This is a genomic window from Actinosynnema pretiosum, assembly GCF_002354875.1.
GTDB classification, from domain to species: Bacteria; Actinomycetota; Actinomycetes; order Mycobacteriales; family Pseudonocardiaceae; genus Actinosynnema; species Actinosynnema auranticum.
Genome location: NZ_CP023445.1, coordinates 4,489,658 through 4,504,761 on the forward strand (window position 1 = coordinate 4,489,658; position 15,104 = coordinate 4,504,761).

A 15,104-nucleotide genomic window follows, 5' to 3' on the forward strand; every position below is an offset into this window, starting at 1 on the left:
GCGGTCTCACACCAGCTCACCCCTCCTGGCGACGGCGCGGGCCCCGGCGCGCAGGCCGGTGCGGACGGCGGCCTCGCTGCACGGGCTGAGCAGCACCCAGTCGCCCGCGTAGTCCACGGTGGACGAACCGAGCGCGGCGGCGAACCCGGCGCGCAGGCCCAGCGCCCTCGGCGTGGCCTCGGGCAGCCCGTGCCGGAACCGGTGCACCAGCGCGCCGGTGACCGCCTCGCCGAGGCCCGGCGCGAACTTCCCGGTGGCGCGGGTGAGCATGTCGGCGACGTCCGCGTCGGGCAGCCTGGCCAGCCGGGGCGCGAGCACCGGGTTGGCGACCACGGTCAGCAGGCCCCTGCCCTCGGGCGCGCGGCCGGGGTGCCTGAGGTGGTCGAAGGCGATGGCGGAGACGACGTCGCTCTCCGCGCGCGGCACGACCACCAGGTGGGCGGCGGACGGCAGCGGCCGGTCCAGCAGCAGGTGGACCTTCACCACCGGCGTGAACGTGCAGGCCCGCAGGAACTCCGCCTCCCGCTCGGGCGGGTTGGCGTGCAGGTCCAGCGCGACCGGGGCGGGCACGGCCAGCACGACCCGGCGGGCCGCGACCTCCCGGCCGCCCACCACCAGCCGCGCCCCGTCCCGGTCGGCCACGACCTCGGTGACCCGCGCGGAGGTCCGCACGTCGAGCCGGTCGGCGAGCGCGCGGGCGAGGCGGTCCATGCCGTCGGGGTGGACCCGCCAGGTGGACGCGGCCCCGGCCGAGCCGAGCAGCGCCAGCGCGGGCGCGGCGGCCGAGCGCTCGGGCCGCCAGCCGAAGAACCCGGACACCACGGGCTGGAGCAGGTACTCCAGCACGTCCCGGTGGTAGCGGGCCAGGTGCTCGACGACGGTGGCCGTGCCGGAGTCCTCGGGCCGGTCCAGGTCGTGGCCGGAGCCGAGCGCGCGCCGCGCGTCCAGCCGCGCCCGCAGGCCCAGCCCGGCGCCGGTGAGCAGCCCGAGCGCGTCGGCGACGCCGGGCCGGACCCGGCCGTCGCGCCACATCCCGACCCGCCGCCCGATCAGCGGCACGTCGGCGCGGTCGATCCCGAGTTCGGCCAGCAGCGACCAGGTGGCGTCGTAGCCGCGCTCGGGCAGCCGCTCGGCCCCGGTGTCGGCGAGGAAGCCGTCCACGCGCAGCGTCGACGTGCGCCCGCCCACGTGGTCGGCGGCCTCGAACACCCGCACCCGGCCGCCCGAGGCGCGCGCGGCGTGCGCGGCGGCGAGCCCGGCGACGCCCCCGCCGACGACGGCCACGTCGAGGTCGTCCCGGTCGGGGTCGCGGTCGGGGTCCCGGTGGGGGGCCATCACCGCACCACCAGGTTGACCACGAGCAGCACGGCGGTGGTGACCCGGTGGGTGCGCGCGCCGAGCGTCCGGGCGCGCGGGACGTCGCCCCGGCCGAACCCGGTCCGCAGCTGCGCCACGCGCAGGCAGAACGTGGGCGTCATCGCCGCCAGGAACCACCAGGGCGCGCCGACGACCGGCGCGACGACCATCAGCGCCATCTCGGCGGTGGTCAGGCCCATGACGAACAGGGCGTTGCCGCTCGGGGTGGTCAGCGCGGCCACGGTCGGGCGGCCCACCGCGCGGTCGCCCGCGACGTCGTCGGTGTTGGAGTAGACGGCGACCAGCAGCGGCCCCATGCCGAACAGCAGGGCCTGCACGAGCGCGAACCCGTCGACCTCGCCTGCCGCGAGCCCGTGGGGGGCGAGCACGAGGGCCCAGCCGACCCCGGCGACGAGGAGCTCCTGGAACCCGCGGTAGCCGAGCCTGACGCCCCAGGAGCACTGGAGCGAGCCGAGGCAGGTGACCGCGATCAGGAGGACCACCCACGGCGGGCTGTGCGGGGCCATCAGGACCGCGGCGGTCCACAGCGCGACCCCGGCCGCGCCGGTGACCTGGGCGAAGCCGATCACCTGGCGCTCGGTGAGCGCGCCCGTGACGAGCGGCTTGCGGGCGCGCTTGCGCTGGGCGCGGTCCGGGCCGCAGTTGGTGGCGTCGCTGCCGTCGCGGAACCCGGCGAGGTCGTCCAGGGCGACCGAGGCGGCGATGACGAGCACCCCGCCGAGCAGGAACGCGGTGGTGGTGGCCAGCACGCGGCCGTCCAGGCGCAGCGCGGGCGCGAGCAGCGTCCAGGCCAGCAGGACGCCGAGGTGGTGGTCGACGGCGTCGGGCTTGGCGAGCCGGGCGTAGGCGGCGAGCGGGACGCGGCCGGTGACGGCGGGCATCCGCTGCGCGGAGCCGATCCGGCGCCCGACGGGCTGCGTCACGTCGAGCGCGGGTCGGCCGTGCGCGGGCCAGCCGGGCGCGGGGTGGTGGTGCGCGGGGTGGTGCGCGGGCGGGTCCACCACGGCGGGGGTGACGGCGGTGATCTCGGACAGGTCGACGGGCTGGGTCGCCGTGCCGAGCGGCTGGGTGGCGCCCAGCGCGTCCTCGGCGCGGGTGCGCGCGCCGCTCACGCCCGCTCCCCCGGCTCGGACCGCTCCACCAGCCGCGCGGCGGGCGGCTCCGGGTGGCCCGCGAGGCGGCGGGGCCGGGAGCGGCGGCCGACGGGGACGCGCGCCCGCTCGCGCTCGACCGGCGCCGGGTGGTGGGCGGGGGCGGCGATCCGGCGGCACGCCTCGGCGGGCCCGTCCTCGTCCGGCCCGTGCGTGAGCGCCCACGCGCGCACCGCGACGCCGGACTTCCGCAGCGGCACCTGCCGGACCGACGCGCGAGGGAAGTCCGCTGTGGACATCCCGGCGCACGCGGTGCGAGCCCGGTGCAGCGCAGGCACGCGCGCGGCGGTGGTCGGGGTCGGACCGCCCGCGCCGCAACCGATCTCCAGCGCGGAGCCGACCGGGGCGGGCCGGTCCAGGCGCCCGGCGACGGGCTCGGGGGTGCGCGCGGCGGCGGTCCCGGCGAGCGCGGCGGGCCGGGAGGCGCGCGCCGTGCGGGCCAGCCCGTCGCGGGCGGTCCCGCGCTCCCGCTCGGCGGCGGCCTCCCCTGCCGTGAGCGGGTGTGTTGCCTGCTGCATCTCTCTCCTTCAGCGGGGCCGCTCGGCGAACCGGCAGACCTGGTCGGCGACGTGCTCGACCTGGGCGTCGGTGAGCCGGGGGTTGATCGGGATGGCGAGCGAGCGCTCGCAGCCGCGGCGGGCGTTCGGCCAGTCGCGGCGCCGGTCGGCGTGCGGGGCGAACGCGGGCTGGTGGGGCAGCGGGGCCGGGTGGTGGGCGTGGCAGCCGACCCCGTTGGCGAGCAGGTGGTCGCGCAGCTCGTCGCGGCGCTCGGCGAGCAGCGAGTAGGCGGAGGGGCAGCGCCCGTCGCGGCCGGGCGGCGGCGGGGTGATCCCGAGCGGGGGCAGGTGCGCGAACCGCTCGGCGTAGTAGTCGCCGATGCGGGCCGCGCGGTCGAGGCGCTCCGGGAGTCCGGGCAGCCGGTGCAGCTGGAAGGCGGCCATGACCTCGTCGAACCGGCTGTTCCAGCCCACGGTTCGGTGCACGGACCGGCGAACGCCGTCCTGCCCGTGGTCGCGCAGCACCCGGACCGCGCGGCCCAGCGCCGGGTCGCCGGTGACGACCACGCCGCCCTCGCCGGGCATCCCGAACGCCTCGGCTTGCGCGAAGGAGTAGACGCCCGCGTCGCCCCAGGCGCCCGCGGCGCGCCCGCCGAGCACGCCGCCCTGGGCGGCGGCGGAGTCCTCCAGCAGCCGAACGCCCGCGGTGGTGGCGATCCGCCGCAGCGCGGGCATGTCGGCCATGGTGGAGAGCGCGTGCGCGGGCACCACGGCCCTGGTGCGCCCGGTGATCAGCGACTCGACCTCGGCCGGGTCGACCACGAGCGAGCGCGGGTCCACGTCGGCGAACACCGGGGTCGCGCCGAGCAGCACGGGCGCGGCGGCCAGCGGCGCGCCCCCGTAGGCGGGGACCACGACCTCGTCGCCGGGGCCGACGCCGAACGCCTTGAGCGCCAGCACGAGCGCGGACGTGCCGCTGCCGCAGGCCACCGCGTCGGCGGCGCCCACCGAGTCGCGGATCGCGCGCTCCAGCGCCGCGGTGCGCCAGCCGAGGACGAACTTCTGCTCGGGGTCGGTGGCGACCTCGTGCAGCAGCCCCAGGAGCACCTCGCGGTCGTCGTCGAACAGGTCGGTCGGGAGGAGCGGGACGGTGGCGGTCACCGGCGGCTCCCCCGGTTCGCGGCGGGCGCGGGCAGGTGCGGGGAGGTCAGGTGCGGGGAGGTCAGGTGCGGGAAGGACAGGCGCGGGGCGGACAGGTGCAGGTCCGACGCGGCGTAGAAGTCGCGGATCTCGGCGCAGACCCGGTCGACCTGCTCCTCGGTGAGGTCCGGGTACAGCGGCAGCGCCAGGGCGTGCCCGCACGCGGCCTCGGCGTTGGGGAAGTCTCCGGGCGCGTGCCCGAGGTGCGCGAAGCACGGCTGCAGGTGGGGCGGCAGCGGGTAGCGGGTCTCGGTCCCGACGCCGCGCGCGGCCAGGTGCTCGGCCAGCTCGTCGCGGCGGGCGAACTCGGCGACGTAGGCGCGGGCGACCCCGCGCACGGCCTCGGCCCTGGGCCGCACCTCGGGGAGCTTGCGCACGCCGGGGACGCCGGTGAGCCGGGCGGTGTAGCGCGCGGCCAGCTCGGCGCGGCGGCGGATGTCCTGCTCCAGGCGGCCGAGCTTGGCCAGCAGCACGGCGGCCTGGACGTCGTCCATCCTGCTGCTGAGCCCCGGCAGCGCGGCGGCGGGGTCGACCGCCGGGGGGCTGCCCGCGGTGGCTACGGGGCGGCCGTGGTGGCGCAGCGCGGAGACGACCTCGGCGACGCGGGGGTCGTCGGTGATGACCGCGCCCGCGTCGCCGAGCGCGCCGAGGGTCCCGGTGGGGAAGAAGGAGAGCACGCCGCCGAAGCCGTGCAGGCCCGCGTGCCTGCCGCCGTACCGCATCCCGATCGCCTCGGCGCTGTCCTCGACCACGGCCAGGCCCAGCCGGTCGGCGACCTCGCGCACGCCGGTCAGGTCGGCGGTGTGGTGGAACGGGTGGGCGGGCACGACGAACCGGGTGCGCGGCGTGGCGACGGCGGCGACCGAGGCGGGGCTGATGCCGTAGCCGTCCGGCTCGACGTCGGCGAAGACCGGCGTGCCGCCCGCGAGGACCACGCAGGCCGCGGTGGCGGCGGAGGGGAACGCCGGGACGACCACCTCGTCGCCCGCGCCGAGGCCGCAGGCGCGCAGCAGCAGGACGAGGGCGTCGGTGCCGCTGTTCACGCCGATCACGTGCCGCGCCCCGGTGTGCTCGGCGAGCGCGCGCTCCAATTCGACCACCTTGCGGCCGTGCGAGTACTCGCCGTTCTCCACGACGTCCTCGACGTGGTGCCGCGTCACCGGCCACAATCGTGAAAAAGTCGCGGATTGTGTGAAGAATGGGACCGGCAGGGGTGTCCACCTCCGCTGTCGAAGCACGCGGCGCAGCGTAGGGCAGTCGCGGAGAAGAACTCCCCGAGTTCGGTGCGTTCACTCTTCCTGGTCAATTAATGGGCGCTAAGTTGACAATTGAGCCCCGTTGTCGAGAACGTCTGCGCCCGAATGGCCCGGCTCTTCGCCGGGTCGCGGGGACTGCGGCAGACGGGGCGGACGTGCGGACACTGGTGATCGGGTTGGGCAGGGCGGGCGCCGAGCTGCACCTGCCGGTGCTGGCGAGGGCTCGGGCCGCGGCGCCCGGCCTGTTCTCCGCCGAGCCGGTGGTGGCCTGCGACCCGCGCCGCGTGCTCGCCGACCGGCCGGGTCTGGTGACCACCGCGACCGCCGCCGAGGCCGCGAAGCTGCTCGACCCGGCGCGCACCGCGGTGCACGTGTGCACCCCGCCGACCACCCGGCCCGAGGTCATCGGCGAGATCGCCGAGCTGGGCTTCCGGAACCTGGTGGTGGAGAAGCCGCTGGCCTCGGGCACCGACGACCTGGCGCGCATCGCCCGGCTGCGGCGCAGGCACGGTCTGCGCATCGCCGTGGTCGAGCCGTGGCAGATGAGCTCGCTGACCGCCCGGCTCACCGAGCTGGTGCGCGGCGGGGAGCTGGGCGAGGCGCGCTCGGTGTCGATCGTGCAGAACAAGCCGCGCTTCCGCCGCTCGCTCACCGCCCCGAGCCACCCGACCGCGTTCGACGTGGAGCTGCCGCACGGGGTCGGCCTGGCGCTGCGGCTGGCGGGCAGCGCGCGGGTCACCCACGCGGCGGGCTCGGACCTGGCGTTCGGCGACGTGGTGGTGCCCAGGATGGGCGGGGCGCGACTGGGGCTGCGGCACAACAGCGGGGTGCGCGCGGAGATCAGCTCCGACCTGACCTCGCCGGTGCGCGAGCGGCGGGTGACGGTGGAGTTCGAGCGCGGGCGGGCCGTGGGGCACTACGCGGTGAGCGGCGACGACGACCACTCGCAGCTGACCGTGACCGGGAACGGGCGGCGCGAGCACACCGTGCTGCGGGACGACTCGCTGACCGAGTGGGTGCTGCGCGCCTACCGGCTGTTCCGGGGCACCGGCGACCCGCACTCGCAGGGCTTCGCGTTCGCGGGGGACGTGGTGCGGCTGCTGTCGGTGGCGAAGAACATCAGCGCCGAGCCGGTCGTCCCGGCGGCGCGCGCCGAGAGCAGGACGCCGACCGGTGCGCGCTGACGGCGCGGGGGCGGCGCCGGGCCTGGCGGCCGGGGTCGGCGCGGGGACGCTCGCCGGGATCACCGACCGGGCCGCGTCCGACCTGCCCGGCCAGCTCGCCGCGCTGGCGGAGCTGGGCTGGTCGGCGATCGAGCTGCGCGCGGTGGGCGGCGTCGCGGTGGCGGACCTGGGCGACGAGGCGTTCGCGGGGGTGGTCGCCGCGCTGGGTGAGGCCGGGGTGCGGGCGGTGTGCCTCGACTCGCGGATCGGCGACCGGACGAGGCCGGTCACCGGGCCGTTCGAGCAGGACCTGGCGGAGCTGGAGGTGCTGCTGCGGCGGTGCGCCGAGCTGGGCACCCGGTACGTGCGGATCGCGTCCTACCCCAACGACGGTCTCGCCGAGCCGCTGTGGCGGGCGCGGGTGCTGTCGCGGGTGCGGGAGCTGGCGGTGCGCGCGGAGGTCGCGGGAGTGGTGCTGCTGCACGAGAACTGCTCCGGCTGGGCGGGCACGAGCGCGGAGCGGGCGCTCGAACTGCTGTCCGAGGTGGGCAGTCCGGCGCTGGGGCTGCTGTTCGACACCGGGAACCCCGTCGTGCACGGGTACGACGGGCTCGCGGCGCTGGAGCTGCTCGCCCCGCACGTCGAGCACGTGCACGTGAAGGACGTGGTGGGAGGGCGGTTCGTGGAGCCGGGGACCGGGGACGCGCGCGTCGCCGAGTGCGTGGAGCTGTTGCGCGCCAGGGGTTATCGGGGCGCGTGGTCGCTGGAGCCGCACGTGGCGGCGCGCCCGCACGGGTCGGTCGAGCTGCCGGAGGGCGCGTCGGCCGCGTTCGTCTCGGCGGGCCGGGCGATGTCCCGGCTGCTGCGATGACCGCCGGGGAGCGGGACCTGGGCGGGAACAGGTCCAGCGGGAACAGGTTCAGCGGGCACGGGGTCGGTGGCGGCGCGGGGTGGCAGTCCCCCGGTTCCGGGGTCGGCGCGGGCCCGGACTCCCCCGGTTCCACGTTCGGCGCGACCGGCCCGGTCGGTTCGGGTGGGTGTGGTGGGGAAGGACGCCGGTGGAGGTCGGACTGGACCGGTCCCTCCCCGGCGAGCGCGGGTGCGGACCGGGCCGACGGGGGCCTGGCCGCGCTCGCCATCGTGGACGAGGTCCAGGCGCCGGAGGCGGTGCGCATGGTCTGAGCCTGCACACGGGGAACTTCGACCCGCTCCCGCGCGGCAACGCGGGGGCGGGTTTTTCCTTGCCCTGACAAGGGTTTTCCTTGCCCGGCCCAGGCCGCCGCCGAGCGCCGCAGGGCGGTGAACCCCGCGGCGCAGCGGTTTTCCCGAGACGGCGCGGGCTAGTCGACGTCCAGCACGGCCTTGCCGCGCAGCCGCCCGTCCAGCAGGGCCGCCACCGCCTCGTCGGCCCGCGCCCACGAGCCGCGCCAGGCCACGCCCGCGTCCAGCTCGCCCGACGCGACCCGCGCGGCCAGCCAGCCCAGGTCCTCGTCGAGTCCGGGGCCGCTGGCGGGCAGGAAGAAGGTCGCGATGACCCGGTCCGGCTGGAAGGTCCCCTCGAGGGCCGCGCTGTCGAACACCGACTCGCCGCCGGAGGCCCTGCCGACCGAGACGAGCGTGCCGCCGGGCCGGAGCAGGGCGTGCGCGGCCACCAGGACGGGTCCGCCGACCAGCTCCACGACGCCGTGCACCGGCCCGGTGGCCAGGTCCGGGCCGACCACCTCGTGGGCGCCGAGCGCGCGCAGCCCCTCGGCGTGCGCGACCGGGTCCGAGGTCACCGCGACGACGTGCGCGCCCGCGCGGCGGGCGAGCTGGAGGGCGTAGCGGCCGACGCCGCCGGTCGCGCCGGTGACCAGCACCCGGCGGGCCAGCAGCGGGCCGAGGCGGTGCAGCGCGCGCAGTGCGCTGCCCGCCGCGACCGGGACGGTGGCGGCGGGGCCGAGGTCCGCGCCCTCGGGGACGGGGCCGAGGTGGGCGGTGTCGACGGCGCGCAGCTCGGCCCAGGCCCCGGCGAGCCCGAGGGTGACCACGGGCGTGCCCTCGGCGGGCCCGGAGCCGTCCTCGGCGGCGCGGACGACGACGCCCGCCGCGTCCCAGCCCGGCACGGCGCCGTCGGGCAGGTCGGCGAGACCGGCGAGCTCGCCGGGGTTGAGGGAGGTCGCGGCGACCCGCACGAGCGCCTGGCCGGGCGTGGGCGCGGGGTCGGGGGCCTGCCCTGGGCGCAGGTGGCGCGGGGCGGAGTGGTCGACGAGCAGTGCGCGCACTTCGGGGTCCTCCTCGGGAGGGAGCGGGGTCCCGGCCGACCCTATCCCATGAATGCCACCCAGTGGCACAAGCCACCGAGGGGCTTGTCGAACGCGCCCGATCCCCGCCTTAGACTCGCCCCGTGGAGACGCTGCGCGAGCGCAAGAAGCACCGCACCCGCGAGGCGCTGATCGCGACCGCGCTGGAGGTGTTCACCGACCGGGGCTTCGCGGCGACGACCCTGGACGAGCTGTGCGCGCGCGTCGAGGTGTCCAAGCGGACCTTCTTCCGGTACTTCGCGGGCAAGGAGGACGTGGCCATGGCGCCCGTCCACGACATGTGGCGCGCGTTCCTGGCCCGCCTGGCGCGGGACGAGGGGCGCGGGAAGGTCGTGGACCTGCTGCAGGAGGCCCTGGTCGCCACCCTGGCGGACATGCCGGACGACGGCTGGGCCGACCGGCTCCTGCTGAGCAGGCAGCTGGCCGCCCGCACCCCGTCGATGGACGCGCACGGCCTGTACTTCTGCGACCGCACCAGCCTGGCCGCGCTGGAAGTCCTGCACGGCCGCACCGGCCTGGCGCCGGACGACCTGCGGCTGCGGCTGGCGGTGGACGTGCTGGTGGCGGCGTTCCAGCGGGCGCAGGAGCGCTGGGCGGGGCTGCCGGGATCGCCGGGCAAGGCGGAGCTGGTCGGGTGCGCGCGCGAGGCGTTCGCCGCGGTGCCCGGCATCTTCGCGATCGCCGTGGGCGAACCGCCGGACTAGCCCGCCCGAAGCCGCCCTCCCCGCGCCCGCGCCGTGGTAGACCCGGTGGTGTGGGTTCCGACCGGTGGGCGTCGCGGGCGCTGGCCCTGCTCGACGCCGAGCGCCTGGCCGCCGCGCCGACCCCGGTGCTGCGCTTCGACCTGCCCGCCGAGTGGGGCGTCGAGCTGCTGCTCAAGGACGAGTCCGCACACCCCACCGGCACCCTGAAGCACCGCTCGGCCCGCGCGCTGTTCCGGCACGCCATCGCCTCGGGGCAGCTCACCGAGTCCGGGGTGGCGGTCGAGGCCACCGGTGGCACCGGGGCGGTCGCGCAGGCGCACTTCGCCCGGCTGCTCGGTGTGCGGCACGTCGTGGTCGTGCCGGGCCGCCACCGGCGCGTCACCGGCTTCACCCCGCGCTTCTTCACCCCGCCCGCCGGGGTGCACGAGGAGGCGCGCAGGCTCGCCGCCGAGCTGGGCGGGCACCACCTGGACCAGCAGTCGAACGCGGCGCGGGTCGTCGACTGGCGCGGGGACGACCTGGCGGCCGAGCTGTTCGCGCAGGTGGGCGAGCCGGACTGGGTGGTGGTCGGCGCGGGGACGGGGGCGACGTCGGCGTCGCTGGGCAGGCACGTGCGGGCGCGCGGGCTGCGCACCGGGCTGGCGGTGGTGGACCCGGAGCACTCGGCGCACTTCCCCGGCTGGGTCACCGGGGCGCCCGACTACGCGACCGGGATGCCGTCGCGGATCGAGGGCATCGGGCGGCCCGCGATGGGGCCGGGGTTCCTGCCGGGTGTGGTGGACCTGGTGATCCCGGTGCCGGACGCGGCGTCGGTGGCCGGGGCGCGGCTGGTCAGGGCGCGGACGGGGCTGGCGGTGGGCGGGTCGACCGGGGCGAACCTGTGGGGCGCGCTGCACCTGGTGGCGCGGTTGCGCGAGCGCGGGGGCGGGCGGGTGGTGACGCTGGTGTGCGACGCGGCCGAGCGGCACCTGGCGACGTACCACGACGACGGCTGGGCGCGGGACAAGTCGCTGCTGCCCGGCGCGCACGCGGCGGTGCTGGAGGAGTTCCTGGCGGGCGGGCCGTGGCGGTGGGGCGGCGGGACCGGGTAGTCCCGCCGCCCCCTCGGCCTGCCGGGATCAGCCCGCCGGGGTGGCGCTCGGCGCGGGCTGCGCCTGCGTGGAGCTCGGCTGCGCCGGGGTGGCGCTCGGCGGCTGCGAGGCCGTGCCGGTCGGCTCCGGCTGCGCCGGGGTGGAGCCGGGAGGCGTCGGGATCGGGCTGGACGAGGCGGTCGGGACCGGGGTTCCGCGCGTCGGCGCCGGGGTGGCGCTGGTCGGCCACACCTGGATCGGCCCGCAGGTCAGGTCGGCGGGCAGGTTGCCGCGCTCGTCGCCGCTGAGGTAGACGGCGCTGACGTAGTGGCGCCTGCCGGAGGCGCCGAAGCCGACCGCGACCCAGATGTCGTTGGTGATGCCGTAGTCGGTGATCGTCTGGCCGTGCGTCCAGCAGTAGGCGGGCAGCTCCTGGTTGGCGGTGGTCCGGCCCACCACGTCGCAGGACGTGCCCTGGCACTCGCGGATGTTCGAGGACACCCACGGCGTGACGGTGTAGCCCGTCGGCGCGGGCGTCGAGGGCGGGGTGGCCGCCGGGGTGGAGGGCGGGGTGGCCGCCGGGGTGGAGGACGGGGTGACCGCCGGGGCCGTCGACGACGGCTCCGCGAGCGCGACGCCGCCCGCCAGCCCGGCGCCGAGCAGCACGGCCAGCCCGGTGGCGGCGGAGAGCTTGAGGGTTCTCATGATCTTCAGATAGCGGCCCTCCCCCGCGCCGGGTTGCACGGGGGGCGCAAAAATCGTCGCTCCCGCCCGCAGCGCCACCTGTCCGGTTGACGACAGAACCCGCTCACGCTCTGGGTACAACCGCGCACTCTCAGTAGGTTCGGGGACCATGCACCCACGAGGAGCACTGGTCACCGCGCTCGCGGCGGTCCTCACCGCCACGATGGCGACCCCGGTCGCCGCCCAGCCCGCACCCCTGGTCGTCCCCGATCCCGCAGCCCACGTCGACCCGCTGATCGGCACCACCAACCTGGGCAACACCTTCCCCGGCGCGGTGCTGCCGTTCGGCATGTTCTCCTTCAGCCCCGAGGGCACGCGCGGCAACACCCTGCGCGCCGCCGCGCCCGGCGGCTACCGGCACGACGCGACCCGGCTGCGCGGGTTCAGCCTGACCCACATGTCCGGCACCGGCTGCGCGGGCGGCTCGGGGGACGTGCCGCTCTTCCCGCACGTCGGCGAGGTCACCACCAGCCCGGCCTCGGACGCCACCGACGCGCTCTACGCCAGCGACTTCGCGCACGCCGACGAGACCGCGAGACCCGGCCGCTACGACGTGCGGCTCAAGTCCGGCGCGCGGGTGGAGCTGACCGCGACCGCCCGCACCGGCGCGGGCCGCTTCACCTTCCCGGCGGGCGAACCGGCCACGGTGCTGGTGAACACGGCCAAGTCGCAGGTGGGCAGCAGCGACGCGAGCACGACCGTGGACGTGGCCAAGCGCACCGTGACCGGGTCGGTGACCAGCGGCAACTTCTGCGGGTACCTCAACCAGGCGGGCAGGCGCAGCTACTACACCCTGCACTTCGCGCTGGAGTTCGACCGGCCGTTCACCAGCGTCGGCACCTGGACCGACGCGGCCGTGACCCCCGGTTCGACCTCGGCGCGCGGCGGCGCCACGTACGGCACGAACGGCTGGCCGGTGCTGGGCAGGGGATCGGGCGCGTACCTGGGGTTCGAGCCCGGCTCGACGGTGGGCGTGCGGGTGGGGATCTCGTACGTCAGCCAGGACGGGGCGGTGCGCAACCTGCGCGCGGAGAACACCGGCAGGCCGTTCGAGGACCTGCGCGACGACGCCTACCGGGCCTGGCAGGACCAGCTGCGCAAGATCGAGGTGGGCGGCGGCTCGGACGCCGACCGGACCAAGTTCTACACCGCGCTCTACCACTCCCTGCTGCACCCCAACGTGTTCAGCGACGTCGACGGCCGGTACGCGGGCTTCGACGGCAAGGCGCACGAGGTGTCCGGGCGGCAGGAGGCCCAGTACGCCACGTTCTCCGGCTGGGACGTCTACCGCTCGCAGGTCCAGCTCCTCACCCTCCTGGAACCGGACGTGGGCTCGGACATCGCGCAGTCGCTGCTCAACCAGGCCGAGCAGAACGGCGGCGTCTGGGACCGCTGGACGCACGCCTCCGGCGGCACGCACGTGATGAGCGGCGACCCGTCCGCCCAGGCCCTCGCGGGCATCCTGGCGTTCGGCGGTGAGCGGTTCGACGTGCGGGCCGCGACGAGGTCGCTCGTCGAGGCCGCCACCACGCCCACCGCGCTGGACCTGAGCAAGGAGGGCTGGGCGGTCATGTCGGTCGGGCAGCGGCCCTCGCTCGACAAGTACCTGCGGCTGGGCTACGTGCCGTCGGTGTCGAACGCCTGGGGCGGGGCGGCCGAGACCCTGGAGGTGTCGGGGGCGGACTTCGCGCTGAGCCAGCTCGCCGAGCGCACCGGCGACCGGGCGACGGCGCGGCGGTTCGCCGAGCGCGCCCAGTGGTGGCAGAACAACTACGACCCGGTGGCGCACAGCAGCGGCGGGTACATCCGCAACCGGGACGAGAGCGGCGAGTGGGCGCCCGGCTTCACGCCGGACACCGGCAACGGGTTCGTGGAGGGCAGCAGCGCCCAGTACACCTGGATGGTGCCGCACAACGTGGCCGGGCTGGTGGAGTCGCTGGGCGGCGCGGAGCGGGTGAACCGGCGGCTGGACGACTTCTTCCACGACGCGGACGGGGGCTGGGCGCTGTCGGGGCGCGGCGGGGCGAAGTCGGAGCTGGACAACGAGCCGTCGCTGAACGTGCCGTGGCTGTACAACTACACCGGCCAGCCCGCGAAGACCCAGGAGACCGTGCGGGAGGTCCTGAACACGCTGTGGACGACCGGTCCGGGCGGGATTCCGGGCAACGACGACCTGGGCGCGATGTCGTCGTGGTTCGTGTTCGCCGCGCTGGGCCTGTACCCGCAGGTGCCGTCGCGGGCGGAGCTGGTGCTGTCCGCGCCGCTGTTCACGTCGGTGGTGGTGCACCGGGGCGGCGGGCGGGACATCAGGATCACCGCGCCGGGGGCGTCGGCGCAGACCAAGTACGTGCGGGCGTTGAAGGTCGACGGTCGGGCCAGCGCCAAGCCGTGGGTGGACGACTCGCTGGTGCGGCGCGGCGGGAAGCTGGACTTCGCCCTGTCCACGACGCCGACCGCGTGGGGCACGGGCGCCGGTGACGCGCCGCCGTCGTTCCGGCGGGGCGAGCGGCCGATCCGGCACGACCAGCCGTTCCACTTCGCGGTGGAGCCGGGCAGCCCGGTGGTGCAGCCCGGCGGGACGCTGGCGGTGGGGATCGTGAAGACCCGGTTGTACGACGGCGATCCCGAGGTGCGCTACGAGGTGTCCGGGCCGCCGGGGCTGGAGTTCGGGCCGGTGGTGGGGTCCGGGTTCACCGTGACGGCCGCGCCGGACGCCGCGCAGGGCTTCTACCCGGCTTCGGTGCGGGTGCTGGTGGTGGGCGCGGAGCCGGTGGAGCTGCCGCTGGTGGTGAAGGTCGCGCCGGAGGACTCGATGCTGGCGGCGGTGGACAACGCCGGGATCTCCGACGACGCGACCGGCGCGGCGGACTTCGACGGCGGCGGGTACAGCTACTCGCGGCAGGCGCTCGCGGCGGCCGGGCTGGTCGCGGGCGGGACGGGGTCGGTCGACGGGCTGGCGTTCGCGTGGCCGGACTCCCCCGCCGGGCTGCCGGACAACGCGGTGGCGAACGGGCAGCGGATCACCGTTGACGGCGCGCGGCTGGCGTTCGTGGGGTCGGCGACGAACGGGCAGCGGGCCAAGGACGCGGTGGTGGAGTTCACCGACGGGACCACGGCGAGGACGCAGCTGGGCTTCAGCGACTGGACGCTCGGCGGCGGCGGTTCGGCGCCCGCGTACGGGAACGCGGTCGTGGCGACGACGCCGTACCGGAACCAGTCGGGCGGCGGGAAGGAGGCGGTGGCGACGCACATCTTCGCGACGAAGCCGTACGCGGCGCCGGAGGGGAAGCGGATCGCGGCGGTGGTGCTGCCGGTGGACGACGGGCTGCACGTGTTCGCGGTGGCGTCGGGCTGACCGGCGCGCGGGGGCGGTCCCACCACCGGGTGGGGCCGCGCCGTCCGCCGTGCGAGGCGCTCCGCCGTCGCGCGGGGCGCCCGGTCACCGGGAGCCCGCTCGCCCCTTCCGGTCCACGCGCGCCGCGAAGACCTCCAGCAGCGGCGCCAGGAGCACGCCCAGCAGCAGACGCTCAGCATGGCGAACCACGCGCCCCGACCACGTCGGGAGCACCACCCGTTCGGGCGAACACCCCTCTTTCCCCACCGCACTACCCCCACCCGCACGGGGGATGCCCCACCTAT

General features: G+C 76.7%; 13 protein-coding genes. 6 read left to right on the forward strand and 7 right to left on the reverse strand.

Annotated elements, in window-relative coordinates; genetic code table 11:
* Positions 1-6 precede the first annotated feature (6 nt).
* The 5 genes from CNX65_RS19150 to CNX65_RS19170 are packed head-to-tail and all read right to left on the reverse strand — an operon-like array spanning position 7 to position 5,385.
* Positions 7-1,335 (reverse strand): FAD-dependent oxidoreductase, encoded by a 1,329-nt coding sequence (locus tag CNX65_RS19150; protein WP_096494963.1) that lies wholly within the window; start codon positions 1,333-1,335, stop codon positions 7-9.
* The gene (locus CNX65_RS19155; RefSeq protein WP_096494964.1) at positions 1,335-2,489 is read right to left on the reverse strand and encodes a UbiA family prenyltransferase; all 1,155 of its coding nucleotides are present in this window, start codon (positions 2,487-2,489) and stop codon (positions 1,335-1,337) included. Before CNX65_RS19155 ends, CNX65_RS19150 begins: the two co-directional genes overlap by 1 nt.
* Positions 2,486-3,046: an SAM-dependent methyltransferase gene (locus CNX65_RS19160; protein WP_096494965.1), complete on the reverse strand. Its 561-nt coding sequence runs from the start codon at positions 3,044-3,046 to the stop codon at positions 2,486-2,488. Before CNX65_RS19160 ends, CNX65_RS19155 begins: the two co-directional genes overlap by 4 nt.
* Positions 3,047-3,055: 9 nt before the next feature.
* A complete protein-coding gene (locus CNX65_RS19165) occupies positions 3,056-4,186 on the reverse strand; it encodes a DegT/DnrJ/EryC1/StrS family aminotransferase (protein ID WP_096494966.1) in 1,131 nt (376 codons plus the stop codon).
* Entirely contained in the window at positions 4,183-5,385 is a 1,203-nt protein-coding gene (locus CNX65_RS19170) for a DegT/DnrJ/EryC1/StrS family aminotransferase (RefSeq protein WP_232519908.1), read from the reverse strand. Before CNX65_RS19170 ends, CNX65_RS19165 begins: the two co-directional genes overlap by 4 nt.
* Positions 5,386-5,636: 251 nt before the next feature.
* On the opposite strand from CNX65_RS19170, the gene CNX65_RS19175 reads away from it, so the two are divergent.
* From CNX65_RS19175 to CNX65_RS19185, 3 genes are read left to right on the forward strand one after another with little or no spacing between them, the layout of a single operon-like run.
* Positions 5,637-6,665: a Gfo/Idh/MocA family oxidoreductase gene (locus CNX65_RS19175; protein WP_232519909.1), complete on the forward strand. Its 1,029-nt coding sequence runs from the start codon at positions 5,637-5,639 to the stop codon at positions 6,663-6,665.
* On the forward strand, positions 6,655-7,515 hold the full coding sequence (locus tag CNX65_RS19180; RefSeq protein ID WP_177154279.1) for a sugar phosphate isomerase/epimerase family protein: 861 nt from the start codon (positions 6,655-6,657) through the stop codon (positions 7,513-7,515). The genes CNX65_RS19175 and CNX65_RS19180 overlap by 11 nt, the downstream gene beginning before the upstream one ends.
* A complete protein-coding gene (locus CNX65_RS19185) occupies positions 7,512-7,826 on the forward strand; it encodes a hypothetical protein (protein ID WP_096494968.1) in 315 nt (104 codons plus the stop codon). Before CNX65_RS19180 ends, CNX65_RS19185 begins: the two co-directional genes overlap by 4 nt.
* A gap of 158 nt (positions 7,827-7,984) precedes the next feature.
* Here CNX65_RS19185 and CNX65_RS19190 read toward each other — a convergent pair whose 3' ends face one another.
* Entirely contained in the window at positions 7,985-8,908 is a 924-nt protein-coding gene (locus CNX65_RS19190; protein WP_096494969.1) for a zinc-binding dehydrogenase, read from the reverse strand.
* A gap of 122 nt (positions 8,909-9,030) precedes the next feature.
* On the opposite strand from CNX65_RS19190, the gene CNX65_RS19195 reads away from it, so the two are divergent.
* Together CNX65_RS19195 and CNX65_RS19200 are read left to right on the forward strand one after the other, a co-directional pair.
* Positions 9,031-9,651: a TetR/AcrR family transcriptional regulator gene (locus CNX65_RS19195; RefSeq protein ID WP_096494971.1), complete on the forward strand. Its 621-nt coding sequence runs from the start codon at positions 9,031-9,033 to the stop codon at positions 9,649-9,651.
* A gap of 50 nt (positions 9,652-9,701) precedes the next feature.
* A complete protein-coding gene (locus CNX65_RS19200) occupies positions 9,702-10,742 on the forward strand; it encodes a PLP-dependent cysteine synthase family protein (protein ID WP_096494973.1) in 1,041 nt (346 codons plus the stop codon).
* A gap of 27 nt (positions 10,743-10,769) precedes the next feature.
* Here the strand turns inward: CNX65_RS19200 and CNX65_RS19205 are convergent, their stop codons facing one another.
* A complete protein-coding gene (locus CNX65_RS19205; protein ID WP_096494975.1) occupies positions 10,770-11,426 on the reverse strand; it encodes a hypothetical protein in 657 nt (218 codons plus the stop codon).
* Between the two features lie 148 nt (positions 11,427-11,574).
* Between CNX65_RS19205 and CNX65_RS19210 the strand changes: the two genes are divergently transcribed.
* Complete coding sequence (locus CNX65_RS19210; RefSeq protein WP_096494977.1) at positions 11,575-14,820, forward strand: GH92 family glycosyl hydrolase; 3,246 nt, start codon at positions 11,575-11,577, stop codon at positions 14,818-14,820.
* Positions 14,821-15,104 lie beyond the last annotated feature (284 nt).